Origin of the sequence: Brumimicrobium glaciale (assembly GCF_004152935.1) — a bacterium.
GTDB lineage: Bacteria > Bacteroidota > Bacteroidia > Flavobacteriales_D > Crocinitomicaceae > Brumimicrobium > Brumimicrobium glaciale.
On the sequence record NZ_SETE01000004.1, the window covers coordinates 47,587 to 60,252 of the forward strand.

General features: G+C 33.9%; 13 protein-coding genes. 5 read left to right on the top strand and 8 right to left on the bottom strand.

Features of this window, described 5'->3' with window-relative positions; translation table 11 throughout:
- Nucleotides 1-5: 5 nt before the first annotated feature.
- From ERX46_RS10065 to lpxK, 4 genes are read right to left on the bottom strand one after another with little or no spacing between them, the layout of a single operon-like run.
- Complete coding sequence (locus ERX46_RS10065; RefSeq protein ID WP_207214158.1) at nucleotides 6-1,259, bottom strand: TlpA family protein disulfide reductase; 1,254 nt, start codon at nucleotides 1,257-1,259, stop codon at nucleotides 6-8.
- Between the two features lies 1 nt (nucleotide 1,260).
- Entirely contained in the window at nucleotides 1,261-2,724 is a 1,464-nt protein-coding gene (gene gatB, locus ERX46_RS10070; RefSeq protein WP_130093743.1) for an Asp-tRNA(Asn)/Glu-tRNA(Gln) amidotransferase subunit GatB, read from the bottom strand.
- A 21-nt stretch (nucleotides 2,725-2,745) separates the two neighbouring features.
- Nucleotides 2,746-3,558, bottom strand: coding sequence for a purine-nucleoside phosphorylase (locus tag ERX46_RS10075; RefSeq protein ID WP_130093744.1), 813 nt, complete (start codon nucleotides 3,556-3,558; stop codon nucleotides 2,746-2,748).
- Nucleotides 3,539-4,579, bottom strand: coding sequence for a tetraacyldisaccharide 4'-kinase (gene lpxK, locus ERX46_RS10080; protein ID WP_130093745.1), 1,041 nt, complete (start codon nucleotides 4,577-4,579; stop codon nucleotides 3,539-3,541). The genes ERX46_RS10075 and lpxK overlap by 20 nt, the downstream gene beginning before the upstream one ends.
- Before the next feature lie 296 nt (nucleotides 4,580-4,875).
- Between lpxK and ERX46_RS10085 the strand changes: the two genes are divergently transcribed.
- Nucleotides 4,876-6,240, top strand: a complete 1,365-nt coding sequence (locus tag ERX46_RS10085) for an IS4 family transposase (protein ID WP_130093746.1) — start codon at nucleotides 4,876-4,878, stop codon at nucleotides 6,238-6,240.
- A gap of 247 nt (nucleotides 6,241-6,487) precedes the next feature.
- Here ERX46_RS10085 and ERX46_RS10090 read toward each other — a convergent pair whose 3' ends face one another.
- Nucleotides 6,488-7,183 carry a Dph6-related ATP pyrophosphatase gene (locus tag ERX46_RS10090; protein ID WP_130093747.1) on the bottom strand — a complete coding sequence of 232 codons (696 nt, stop codon included), beginning with the start codon at nucleotides 7,181-7,183 and terminating at the stop codon, nucleotides 6,488-6,490.
- Nucleotides 7,184-7,600: 417 nt separating this feature from the next.
- On the opposite strand from ERX46_RS10090, the gene ERX46_RS10095 reads away from it, so the two are divergent.
- The 4 genes from ERX46_RS10095 to ERX46_RS10110 all read left to right on the top strand — a co-directional run bounded on the left by ERX46_RS10095 (nucleotide 7,601) and on the right by ERX46_RS10110 (nucleotide 10,719).
- Nucleotides 7,601-7,888, top strand: a complete 288-nt coding sequence (locus ERX46_RS10095) for a DUF6922 domain-containing protein (RefSeq protein ID WP_394345118.1) — start codon at nucleotides 7,601-7,603, stop codon at nucleotides 7,886-7,888.
- A complete protein-coding gene (locus tag ERX46_RS10100) occupies nucleotides 7,885-8,646 on the top strand; it encodes a nucleotidyl transferase AbiEii/AbiGii toxin family protein (RefSeq protein WP_165366208.1) in 762 nt (253 codons plus the stop codon). Before ERX46_RS10095 ends, ERX46_RS10100 begins: the two co-directional genes overlap by 4 nt.
- Before the next feature lie 310 nt (nucleotides 8,647-8,956).
- Nucleotides 8,957-10,039 carry a glycine cleavage system aminomethyltransferase GcvT gene (gene gcvT, locus ERX46_RS10105; RefSeq protein ID WP_130093750.1) on the top strand — a complete coding sequence of 361 codons (1,083 nt, stop codon included), beginning with the start codon at nucleotides 8,957-8,959 and terminating at the stop codon, nucleotides 10,037-10,039.
- Nucleotides 10,040-10,158: 119 nt separating this feature from the next.
- The gene (locus ERX46_RS10110) at nucleotides 10,159-10,719 is read left to right on the top strand and encodes a hypothetical protein (RefSeq protein ID WP_130093751.1); all 561 of its coding nucleotides are present in this window, start codon (nucleotides 10,159-10,161) and stop codon (nucleotides 10,717-10,719) included.
- A 667-nt stretch (nucleotides 10,720-11,386) separates the two neighbouring features.
- Here the strand turns inward: ERX46_RS10110 and ERX46_RS10120 are convergent.
- The 3 genes from ERX46_RS10120 to ERX46_RS10130 are packed head-to-tail and all read right to left on the bottom strand — an operon-like array spanning nucleotide 11,387 to nucleotide 12,585.
- Entirely contained in the window at nucleotides 11,387-11,647 is a 261-nt protein-coding gene (locus tag ERX46_RS10120; RefSeq protein ID WP_130093752.1) for a DUF6952 family protein, read from the bottom strand.
- Nucleotides 11,628-11,945, bottom strand: a complete 318-nt coding sequence (locus ERX46_RS10125; protein ID WP_130093753.1) for a thioredoxin family protein — start codon at nucleotides 11,943-11,945, stop codon at nucleotides 11,628-11,630. Before ERX46_RS10125 ends, ERX46_RS10120 begins: the two co-directional genes overlap by 20 nt.
- A 1-nt stretch (nucleotide 11,946) precedes the next feature.
- On the bottom strand, nucleotides 11,947-12,585 hold the full coding sequence (locus tag ERX46_RS10130; protein WP_130093754.1) for a peroxiredoxin: 639 nt from the start codon (nucleotides 12,583-12,585) through the stop codon (nucleotides 11,947-11,949).
- Nucleotides 12,586-12,666: the final 81 nt, after the last annotated feature.

Below are 12,666 nucleotides of genomic sequence, written 5' to 3' on the forward strand. Positions count from 1 at the left end.
ATTTTTTATTTTCCGAAGAGTTCTTGCAACTTTCTTTCCAAAGATGGACCTCTTAATTTTTCTGCGATTATTTTACCATCTGGATCAATCAAAACGGTATGTGGAATTCCACTAAATTGGTATTTTTCAACCATTGTTGTTTGCCATCCCAATAAGTCACTTACATGATAATCCCATATCAATCCGTCAGCCTTAATAGCTTTGATCCATTTGTCTTTGTCCTTGTCTAATGAAACACTGAAAATTTCAAATTTATCTCCTTTGTATTTGTTGTATAAACGAACAACGTTAGGATTTTCAACACGACAAGGACCGCACCATGAAGCCCAAAAGTCGATTAAAACGTATTTTCCTTTCAAAGAAGAAAGTGTCATTTCTTTTCCTTCAGGATTTGGTAATGCAATTTCAGGAGCGATATTCTTCTCTTTAAAATCTTTGTAATCTTTTAATCCTTGTTCTAATTGTGCAACTTGAGAACCAATATTAACGGTCATTGGATGTCCAGGGTAGCTTTTTTCATAAGCTGCGTGCAAAATCTTTAAAACTTCAATATTCTTTGGATCATAATTATCATATCCCATCATCGGCATAAGATTAGTCATCAAAAGAATATGCGCTGGGTTGTCAGCATCTTTACGAATCTCCTTAATGATGTAGCGGTCCATTGGATCCTTTTTCTTCATCACCATTTTCATTAATTCCTCTTGCTTGTATTCTTGTGGATTTACAATAGACATTTGCCAATCAATGAATTTCTTCATCTCATTCATGTAACCATTTAAAGGTTCGGCCCATTCTGTCCCTTTGTAAACCACCGATCTATTGAAATCGTTAAAGTCTAATTCCAATGTAAGATTATCTTCAGGAACTAAAGTCATAGGAATAACTTTTGGTTCTTGATTTTGAGCGACATTTCCATCTACGCGCAATTGATATAATCCCATTGCTTGAATAGCACCTTTTAATTGGAAATTTCCAGCGGCATCTGTTGTCGTTTTATTAATCACAATAGGCCCACGATCTGTGTTCGCCTCTAAAACTAAAGTTGCATTTCCACCGTTTTTAAGCACACCATTCAGTGTAACGTTTGGAACTTCGTTTGGATCTTTCATCATTGGACCAGACTCCTCATCAGTTGAAATTTCTGATTGAGTTTCTGTTGAATCCAATGAATCCATTGTCGTATCCGTTTCCTCTTCTGATCCACATGCAAAGAACAAAGCGCTCATTGCAAAAACATAAATACTTTTCTTAATCATATTAATTTTCATCTAAAAATTGACGCATCAGTTTGTTAGCCGATTTTGGATCTGCTTTTCCACCTGATGCTTTCATTACTTGTCCCATAAAAAATCCTATCAATTGCTTTTCACCGTTTTTATAACGTTCAGCTTCGGTTGGATGTTGCTTAATTACGTCTTTAATTACAGCTGAAATTGAATCTTCGTCACTGTCTTGAATTAAATTTAATTCCTCAGCAATTTTCTTCGCTGATTCATTAGGCTTTTCTAGTAATTCAGGGAAAATTTTCGAACCTGCAACAGTGTTTGAAACAAAACCTCCATCAATCAATTCAATTAACTCGGCTAGCTTTTCAGCACTAATTGGAAATTCTTCAATTGATTTCCCTTGTTGATTCAAATAAGAACGTACTTCTCCGTTCATCCAATTGGATGCAGATTTGTAGTTTTTTGTATGTAAAATCAATGCTTCGAAGTATTCAGCAAAAGGTTTTGTTGAAATAATATTCGTTGCATCGTATTCTGATAATTTTAATTCTTTGGTGTATTTTTCAAAAAGTGCTTTCGGTAAAACAGGCATTTCTGACCTGATTAACTCAATTTGCTCTTTTGAAACATGCAAAGGTTGTAAATCTGGCTCAGTAAAGAAACGATAATCGTTAGCGTCTTCCTTTGTACGCATTGAAATCGTACGTAAGTTTACAGCATCGAAAGAACGGGTTTCTTGGGCAACAGTTTCACCATTTTCAAGGAGTTCGATGTGACGATCAATCTCAAAATTAATTGCACGTTGCACATTTCGCATAGAGTTCATGTTCTTCACCTCTACTCTTCTCCCATATTCTTTAGCACCTCTTTTACGAACTGAAACATTGGCATCACAGCGAAGATTTCCTTCTTCCATGTTCCCATCACAAATTTCTAAGTAACGCACCAATTGACGAATCTCAGTTAGATAAACATAAGCTTCATCTCCACTTCGCATATCTGGCTCAGTTACGATTTCAAGCAAAGGTGTTCCAGCACGATTCAAATCGACTAAAGTATCGTAAACATCAACATCGTGAATACTTTTCCCAGTATCTTCCTCCATGTGAATACGTGTAATTCCAACATGTTTGATGTTTCCATCTTCCATTTGTAAATCAACCCATCCTTTGGCACAAATTGGCGTTTTATCTTGCGTTATCTGATAACCTTTCGGTAAATCTGGATAATAATAATTCTTACGATCAAAATGTTGATTTTCTGCAATCTCACAATTTAAAGCCAAACCTAACTTAATAGCGTACTCAATTGTTTGCTTGTTCATCATAGGAAGTGTTCCCGGATGACCCAAAGTGATTGCACTTACATTTGTATTTGGTCGCGCTCCATACTCATTCGCATCGCTTGAATACGCTTTGGTTTTCGTTAACATTTGGGCATGAACTTCTAGTCCAATTACCACTTCGTATGTTGCTTTTACCTCCTCTGATACCATTATTCTAAAAAAAAAATATGTTTAAACTCGAGCAATTAACTCTTTGATAATTTTGGTCATTTTTGGCTCTTGTTGATTGGCTACATCAATCACATCTTGAGCTGAAACCTTAACGATTTTCCCTTCAACACCTAAATCAGTGATGATTGAAACTGCGAAACAAGGAATTTCCATGTGACGTGCTACAATAATTTCTGGAACTGTTGACATTCCAACAGCATCTGCTCCTAAAATTTTAATCATTTTATATTCTGCTGGTGTTTCCAAAGTTGGCCCTGTTAAACCTGCATAAATTCCTTTAACCACACGGATATTTAATTCTCCTGCGATTTTCTCTGCCAACTCAATCATTCCAACGTCATAAGCATCACTCATATCAGGGAAACGTGGACCTAACTCATCAATGTTTTTTCCAATTAATGGATTTCCAGGGAAAAGATTAATGTGATCATTAATTAACATTAAATCTCCAATCTCAAAATCGTCATTTACTCCTCCTGATGCGTTACTTACCACCAAACGCTCAATTCCTAATGCTTTCATTACACGAACTGGGAAAGTACATTGCTGTAAAGTATAGCCTTCGTAATAATGAAAACGACCTTGCATTGCCATCACTTGTTTTCCACCCAATTCTCCAAAAATCAATCTTCCGCTATGTCCTTCAACCGTTGAAACAGGGAAATGTGGAATATCTTCATAAGAAATTTGATTTGTGATATTGATTTCATTCACCAATCCTCCTAATCCAGTTCCTAAAATCACGCCTACTTGTGGCTTCACTTCAGTTTGTGACTGAAGATATTTTACTGCTTCATTTATTTGGTTTAACATAGCTATATATTTTCTTTATTAATTTCGTTTCATTTTCTATTTTCACTGTCATCGCTTGATAATACCAAGGAAATGACTGTAATTCATTTCTAACTTCTGAATTCAATAAACGCACCGCATCTTTTTCTGTGGTGACAATTATTTTTTCAGTAGACGCAAAGTTACCAAATAATTTGTGAATTTTCTCAATATCCTTGATTGTGTAATCGTGGTGGTCGCCGAACTTTAAATGTGTGACTTTTGAATGTTGTTCTAGATGTGCAATTAAAGGTTTCGGATTCCCAATTCCTGTAATCAATAAAATGGCTGCAGGAACTTGAATTTCTTGCTTCGTTTGAAGGTTAATTAACTTTCCATAATCTATTGAAGAAAAGAATATTGGAACACGAGAATTCATGTTTAACTTCGAGATAAACTTATTTTTTTGACCTTCCTTCAATGCATCTGGTGACTTAGTAACAATCACAATATCTGCTCTGTGTTTTCCAGATCTAAATTCTCGCAATCGACCAGCTGGCAAAACATAATCTTTAAAAAATGGCTTGTCAAATTCTGTCAATAAAATATTACAATCGCGGTAAAGATAACGGTGTTGATAAGCGTCATCCAAAACAATGACTTCAATATCAGGATTATCCTTCAATATTTGCTCTGCCCCTTCTACTCGCTTTTCACAAACTGCGACTTCAATTTTACCTTCAAATTTTTGAGCGTAATTCAAAGCTTCATCTCCAACATTGGTAACATCAGCGCCTGCATCAACTTTCACAAATCCTTTAGATTGGCGTCCATAACCACGTGATAAAGCGGCAGTTTTGTATTTTTCTGATAAAACATTAAGCAAATACTCAACATGTGGAGTTTTCCCTGTTCCACCGACAGATAAATTTCCAACAGAAATAACAGTAGAATTCACTTTAGTAACCGGCTTAATGTTCCTATTAAAAAGCATATTCCTAAAAGCCATTACGAGGCCATAGATTATTGAAAAAGGAAGTAAAAGTATTCGAAGTAAAATCATTGTGATAAAAATAGAGATTTTTGTTTGAATAGCTAAGTTTAAGTTGTGGATATTCGTAAGTGTTCAGTTGATTTTTCGGAAGAAGTTAATCTCTGAAACCAAATAATTAATACAGAGGTAATTTTATTTCCCTCTTTGGAGAGGGATTAAGGGAGAGTATTTTTTAAAAACCCCATTTTAAACAAGTAAAATCAACCCTTTATTTTAAGTTCCTCCCCCCAGCCCCATCCGAAGGTAATGGCGCTAACTTAACATAATTATCACTATTTTAGTGGACTGAAAGTTACTAAAAGAATATGAAATTAAATAGATCGTTAGCTATAAGTACCAAAATACAAGAATGTATTAAGGGTAACATTATTGGAGTTTTAGGAAATGAGTTTCCAGAACTCAATATTGATAAGGCAGAAGGAGACAAGAGCAGAGATCGCGTTTTTACTCCTCATAATACACTATTAACAATGGTTTTATCTGCTGTCCAACAAGATAAATCTCTTCAAAATGCTGTTGATCTATACTACTATATTCATCAGCAAAATAAGCTTGATACTAAGGAAGAATTGGAGGCTAATATGGCTTTACAATCAATATCTGACCAACAATCTGTTAAGAAAAGCGCTGGTAGGCCGAAAAACTATATTGCACGTCTGCCAAAAAGTTTAGATAAAAATATATCTCACAATACCGCTGCATATAGCAAAGCACGTAGTAGGCTGCCAATCAGCCTGCCGGAAGAGTTATTTCACAAAAGCCGATTAACTAATGTAAATAACGAGTATTCGCATTTTCACGGTTATCGTGTTCTAATTGCTGATGGTACGTATTTGCAATTGCAAGACACGGAAAGTATTAAAGCTGATTTCGAAGTGAAGGGAAGAGCAAAAGGGAGTGGTGAGTATCCTCAAGCATTGTTAGAAGTAATTACTGAAAGAGGAACCGGTCAATTATATGACTTCAAGTTAAAAAACAGACACTCAAGTGAGCTGTCCCTGTTTCATGATATGACCGATGAACTTCCAATTAAGTCTTTGGTTTTAGTAGATGATTTATACAATTGTTTTGAAGTAATCGCTAAATGTAAACGAAAGGGAGTAGAATTATTGATGCCTGCCAAACGTAAAAGAAATTATGAGGTCATCAAAGTTCTAGGTAAGGGGGACGAAATAATTAGAATAAAAGCTCCTAAAAAACGCTCCAATTGGGTGGAGAAAAATGAGGAAGTACAAGAAATAATTATACGACGCCTCGAATGTAAAAGTCCTGATGGAAAAGATTATGTCCTAAATACAACCATATTAGATGAGAATATAGATAAAGAAGAACTACAGCTTCTTTATTTAACTAGATGGGATATAGAAATTAGTATTCGTGAAATAAAGACTATAATGGACATTAATATACTAAGGTCTAAAACACCTGAGATGGCGCTAAAAGAGCTTACAGTGAGTTTGGCGACATACAATTTGATACGAAAAGTAATCCACGCAAGCACTGAAAGCCTGCCTTTTTCCCCCTCAGAAAACTTCATTCAAAAATTCTATTCGCTTAATAAGGATATTCTTATTGATAAAAAAGGCAGAGTCTACAATAAGTGGTCAACAGGTCGTAGAAGAACTGGAGGAGATTCTCAGAAATCAAAAACTACAAAAGCGAAAGCCTAACAGGCAATATGTCAGGCGAACAAAGAACGGAGCATATCGAAAATACAAATAAAATCCTTAAATTAGCGCCATTATCTTTGGAGAGGGATTAAGGGAGAGGATTTTTTAAAAACCCCATTTTAAACAAGTAAAATCAACCCTTTATTTTAAGTTCCTCCCCCCAGCCCCATCCGAAGGGGGAGACGCTTCGCACCAAACTTTATTGTAACAATTATATATACGCATCTAAGTATGAACTTTTAATATTTCACCTAAACTTCGCCTGCCAATATTCATAAGTACTCACTTCACCACTATCCAATTTAATATCAAACGAAAGTTTGTAAGCTTCTTTAATCTCAAAGTCTATTTCATTTTTAAATAGATTCCCAGCATAAACGAAGGTATGAAATTCACCATTTTCACCACAGACATCAATTCCTTCAGGTAAATTATCAATCAATTCTTGCGTAATTTCCTTTCCGATATAAGATTCATCCAGTTTATCTGCTTGGGTAGTTACAATCTTTGCTTTAAATCCAGAATTTAAAAAGTCTTGAATTGTTTGATCAGCAGTTTGTCCCCAAATGGGTTCTACCACCTCTATTCCATGCGGATTCAATTTACTTTCTCGATAAGTTCTGATTTCATCTAAATACAAATCACCAAAAATGAAATGCGCTACTCCTTTTTCTTTGAAATGTTCAACCGCTTCGAGCATTTTGATTTCATAATCGTTAGGTGATTTATTGATAAAAATAGGAAACAGTTCTATACCTATGGCCTCTGCTTGTTTTTCCATTAAATTTAAAGGAACTGAATGAGCAGACGAACTTTCATCGGCTTCATTAAAAGTAGTCAACAAGGCGATTATCTCGAATTCGTTTTCACGAAGGACTTTTTGGAGGGCTAGCGCTGAGTCTTTTCCTCCAGACCAATTGAATACTGCTTTGGATTTTTGCATTGTAAGTTTTGGGTAAAAGTAGTGTTTTGGAGGGAAGCTAAGTGTCACGCAGATTAAAAGGATTGAAAGGATTTTGAAAAAAGTTGAATGCAAATTTCAAAAACCTACCAATCTTTCGAAAAAAAAAACATAATAACCACCATCACTTGGGTTGAAAACAAACTCTTTTGACCTGTCACATCTTTAGTAAGGACTAAGCTAGTATCTAATCGGTAGCGAGTATACCAAACTGCACAAAAGCACGGCAAACATTCAAAATTGCCGTAGATTTGTGCATAATGCACATTAGGAGTTTTAAAAACCTAAAGAGATAAAGCTAAAGACAAATGAAGAAAATCTCATTTAATTTTATTTTTTTTTTGTATTTAACTCAGTATTACCTACCTTTGTAGTAAATACATTGAGCAATTGATTTAAGTGAATACAGCAGCCTACATATCATTTTACTTTCCTAAACATCTGTTTTGGGATATAGATATGGATAAATTATCCATTGAAAGAGATAAGAATATTATTATACCAAGGGCCTTATTCCAATCAAAAAAACTTACTTTTGATAAAGACATTGAAAATTTAGAACATTTTTATTCTTCAAATGAAATACTAGAATGCCTTCAAAACACCAAGGAAAGAATTAGTAATGAAGTATGTCTTTTAGTAGCTTCGAAATACAATGCACCTCCTTTCTATCGCTACAAGCTATGAGTTCTGTCTCTGTAGAAATTGTTACCACAATAAAAAACCTTCAAAAACTAGATAGTCTTTCATCCTTTTCATTAGGAGGAGGTACAAATCTTGCTTTAAGATATAATCACAGAGAGTCTCTTGATATAGACTTATTTACTGATAAAATTATTGGAAGAATTGGATTTGATTCTATTCAGTCAGAAATTGAGTCGTTTTTCGGAAAAGATATAAGCTCTTTTAGTTTTCCGTGCAACATTAATGACCAATTTATATTTGCACGTTGTTTTATTAATTGTAATGATAAAGTGATTAAAGTTGAATTATTACAAAACATGAAAAGACTTCATGAGATTGAAGTAAAAGATAAAATAAGATTAGTATCAAAAAAAGACATAGGTCTCTTCAAACTCATCAGCGCAGCAAATAGAGCTGCAAAAAAAGATGTTTATGATTTGGATTATATAACTGAAGAGATTCCATTAATTGATTTATATAAAGAGTTGAAGATTAAGGTTAAAAAGCACAGTTCTGATTCAGATAAAACCATATTCGATCTTGATGAAGAAAGATGTCCTATTAGTAATCCTAATTTACTATTAAGTTTTGATAAACAAAATAACAAAAATCAATTCAGACCTTCGCACTCAGATGACTCCATTCAAAAATTTGAGGGAAAAACATGGAATAGTGCGAGATATAGCTGGAGGAAAAAAGTTAGAGAGCTTTTTACATACTTGGATATTCCTTTTCCTAAATCTCCGCCAATTGACCTTTGAGAGAAAGTGGTGCATCTTATTTATTATTGCTTTAAATATCGAAATAGAAGAGGAATTATATGTGAATATTATTCTATTTGGATGAAGCTTAGTTTAATCAGACTATAAAAATACCTATTAAAAACTGCTTTTAATTTAACCTTTCTCAGTCCTTCCCATGATACCTTATGTCAATTATTGGATAAAATCAAAAACATCTTTATTCTGAGAATAAACTGACTTTTATTCAAAAGCCAATTTCCTTTTCCGCTTTCAACATTTCACATTGATTAATTCTTAAATTTGCATTTTAAACCAAAATGTCAATTCGATGAAAGAAACAGCGTTATCAGCAGTACATACAGAGTTAGGAGCTAAGATGGTTCCTTTTGCAGGTTATAATATGCCTGTTTCCTATGCAGGATTAAAGCACGAACACGAAGTTGTTAGAACGAAAGTGGGTGTTTTTGATGTTTCTCACATGGGTGAGTTCTTTGTGAAAGGTGAGCATGCAGAAGCTTTACTTCAAAAAGTTACAAGTAACGACGTAAGTAAATTGGTTCCTGGAAAGGCACAATATTGCTACGTTCCAAATAAAACAGGTGGAATTATTGATGATCTAATCATCTATAAAATCGCTGATCTAGAATTTATGTTGGTCGTTAACGCTTCTAACATTGAGAAAGATTGGAATTGGATTTCTTCACAAAATGACGTGGGTGCAGAATTGACAAACAACTCTGACGAATGGAGTTTATTGGCTATTCAAGGACCTAAAGCAGCAGAAGCAATGCAATCATTGACTTCAGTTGATTTAGCGGGAATGAAATTTTACACTTTTGAAATCAGTGAATTTGCTGGTGTTAAAGATGTGATCATTTCTGCAACTGGTTATACTGGAAGTGGTGGATTTGAAATCTACGTTAAAAATAAAGATGTAAAACAAGTTTGGGATAAAGTTTTTGAAGCTGGTGAAGCTTTCGGAATCGAACCAATTGGATTAGGTGCGCGTGATACATTGCGTTTAGAAATGGGATTCTGTTTGTATGGTAATGATATCGATGAAACAACTTCTCCGTTTGAAGCTGGATTGGGTTGGATTACAAAATTCACAAAAGACTTTACAAATAGTGAAGCTTTGAAAGCAGAAAAAGAAGCTGGAATCAAAAATAAATTGGTTGGTTTTGAATTAAAAGACAAAGGTATTCCTCGTCAAGGTTACCCTATCTTGAATGCAGCAGGTGACGAAATTGGACGTGTAACTTCTGGAACAATGTCTCCATCATTAGATAAAGCAATTGGAATGGGATATGTTCCTGTAGATGTTGCAAATGTAGGTGGTGAAATATTTATTGGTGTAAGAAATAAATCGCTTGCAGCTGAGATTGTAAAGACTCCTTTTTATAAAGGGTAAATAATTAAGTCGCAGCAGTGCCACTGCAGCGATGCCAAATAACTATTGAGAAGAGGATTGCAGAAATGTGATCCTCTTTTTTTTTGTATTTTTAGAATTGAGAAATAATATAATTTATTATGAAAATCATCTTATTCATAGCTTTACTGTTTAGTCTTGTTTCGTGTTCACTTTACATGAAAAAAAGCAGACAATTAGGTGAAGATTATAAATATTTATCATCTGAAGCATTTGCTCAAAAATATTTCACTTTGTATAAAACAAAGAATAAAATAAGTGATAGCACTTTTTTTGATAAGGTATATTATGTTTCTCAGAATAATGCAAGAGCAAGTTATGTCAGTTTCAATAAAAATAATTTTACTTATGAGAGTAATCCATTTGATGTTCACCAACAGAACAATATTTCCAATGAGGAGACCTCGAAACCTTTCCAAATAAAACGAGCTGATTATTATTCTATTCAGGACTCTATCATAAAAATTGAATCCATAGCTCAGAGTTCTGGAGATGTCTATACAATTATTCGAGAAGGGATAATCAATAATGACAAAATAACTTTGCTGAAAAAATATAATAGTGGGAGTTGGATAAAGAAGGATATTAATAAAGAATGGACAAATATAGATAACCTAAAAGTTTATCAATTAGGAGAAGATTTTTATGTTGGCCTGAAGTGACCTAAAAGACAAATTACACACTAATGAAATTGTGAAAACTTCTTTCTTTTTAACGCTTATTTTATAATATTGAGATGAGGGTTGCAGAAGTGTGATTCGATTTTTCGAATTATAATGAATCTTTCAAATTTTGGTTAAGCAATCGCAGCAGTACAACTGCAACGAAGCTTAACTAAAATAATTGGCACCATTTCGTCCTCACAATACCCCACAAAAAAAGGTCAAGCATTAAGCTTGACCTTTTTTTCTTCCTTTAGGAAATATTATCTTTAGTAACTCAATTCTGCTTTTGAGATTACACATTCTTCACAGTCTTTTACTTCGCCTGTATAAGTTTGGCGATATTTATGCACTGTCTGAAAAGGAATACCCATGAACTGTTTTTGTATACGTGTTACTTGTACACAAATTCTCCCCATGTTACGGTGATACCTGTCTTCAATTTTACTTTTTCTTACTATTTTTATAAGTCCGATAACTCAATGTATTGTGATTCGCTTGCAAGGTAGTGTATATCTTGCTTAAACTCAAAAAATATTGCCCTTTTCTTAAGAAAGTTATGTTTTTTTAGCGTTTTTTAATTAAAAGTTCAACTTTTAATTCATTTTCATAAAAAAAGAGACCATTACGAATAATGGTCTCTATATAAAATTTGAAAATACTATTATCAAGTATCGATTGAACCTGTCACACGCTTCATGAACTTATTAGCCGCTTCTTTTTGAGAAACTCCTTCTTCTCTCATCATTTTATTGACTTCGATTGCGCCGTACATATTGGAAAGTAATTCTCCAATTACGTCAAGTTCTTCATCTTTCATAGAAGAAAGTTCTGTAAGATTTTCCAATGTTTCAATTGTTTCATTTACGAAATCCTCGTCATTCTCTTCAATAAAAGTCGAAATGTGTCTAATTACTGGTAGTCTCATCGATAAAAGATTTTAATACTTCTGTTTTGTTTGTTTGTGTCTGCTGAACTAATTCTCCATTCTTGAAGGCTGCAAACGTAGGTAAATTATCTACTTTCGCTAACTTTCTAGATTCTGGATTCTTTTCCGCATCGATCACAATGAACTTTACATTTTCATGTTCCTGAGAAAATTTCTTAAACTTAGGCTTCATGATTCGGCAATTTCCACACCATCCGGCTGAAAACTGTACGAGAACTATTCCATCATTAGAAATCTCTTCCTGTAAAGTATCCGTATCTAACTCTAAAAACGCCATATTAGTTGTTTTTTAAGTATTCAGCAGTTCCTTTACTGTCTGCACTCATTGCTGTACTTCCTTCTTCCCAGTTTGCTGGACAAACTTCACCATGTGTTTGAACGTGAGAATAAGCATCGATTAAACGAATAAACTCATTTACATTACGTCCTAATGGCATGTGGTTAACACCTTCATGAAATACTGTACCTTCTTCATCGATTAAGTAAGTTGCACGGTAAGTCACGTTGTCTCCTTCTAAAATGAAAGAATCTGTTGCTTCGTTGTAAGTTTCAGATTTGATATCTAAAATCCCTAACATATTTGACAAGTTACGGTTAGAATCTGCTACTAATGGGTAAGTAACTCCTTCGATTCCTCCATTGTCTTTTGCTGTGCTCAACCATGCAAAGTGAACTTCTGGTGTATCACATGAAGCTCCAATAACCATAGTGTTTCTGTCTTCGAATTCTTTCAATTTCGCTTGAAATGCGTGAAGTTCCGTTGGACATACATAAGTAAAGTCTTTTGGGTACCAGAATAACAATACTTTTTTCTTGTTTTTCTTCGCTTCTTCTAAGATATTTAATTTGAATGTATCCCCCATTTCATTCATTGCATCCACTTGGATGTCTGGGAAAGTTTTTCCTACAATTGACATAATTATTTTGTTTTATTGGTTATTAATATTTTCCATGAAGATAAGAATATTTAGTGCCTCAGACTTCAAATTTATTTGAAT

Bases quoted from the DNA above. Each gene is read 5' to 3' on its own strand.
- ERX46_RS10065 (WP_207214158.1), bottom strand. From the start codon at position 1,259: ATGATTAAGAAAAGTATTTATGTTTTTGCAATGAGCGCTTTGTTCTTT.
- gatB (WP_130093743.1), bottom strand. From the start codon at position 2,724: ATGGTATCAGAGGAGGTAAAAGCAACATACGAAGTGGTAATTGGACTA.
- ERX46_RS10075 (WP_130093744.1), bottom strand. From the start codon at position 3,558: ATGTTAAACCAAATAAATGAAGCAGTAAAATATCTTCAGTCACAAACT.
- lpxK (WP_130093745.1), bottom strand. From the start codon at position 4,579: ATGATTTTACTTCGAATACTTTTACTTCCTTTTTCAATAATCTATGGC.
- ERX46_RS10085 (WP_130093746.1), top strand. From the start codon at position 4,876: ATGAAATTAAATAGATCGTTAGCTATAAGTACCAAAATACAAGAATGT.
- ERX46_RS10090 (WP_130093747.1), bottom strand. From the start codon at position 7,183: ATGCAAAAATCCAAAGCAGTATTCAATTGGTCTGGAGGAAAAGACTCA.
- ERX46_RS10100 (WP_165366208.1), top strand. From the start codon at position 7,885: ATGAGTTCTGTCTCTGTAGAAATTGTTACCACAATAAAAAACCTTCAA.
- gcvT (WP_130093750.1), top strand. From the start codon at position 8,957: ATGAAAGAAACAGCGTTATCAGCAGTACATACAGAGTTAGGAGCTAAG.
- ERX46_RS10110 (WP_130093751.1), top strand. From the start codon at position 10,159: ATGAAAATCATCTTATTCATAGCTTTACTGTTTAGTCTTGTTTCGTGT.
- ERX46_RS10120 (WP_130093752.1), bottom strand. From the start codon at position 11,647: ATGAGACTACCAGTAATTAGACACATTTCGACTTTTATTGAAGAGAAT.
- ERX46_RS10125 (WP_130093753.1), bottom strand. From the start codon at position 11,945: ATGGCGTTTTTAGAGTTAGATACGGATACTTTACAGGAAGAGATTTCT.
- ERX46_RS10130 (WP_130093754.1), bottom strand. From the start codon at position 12,585: ATGTCAATTGTAGGAAAAACTTTCCCAGACATCCAAGTGGATGCAATG.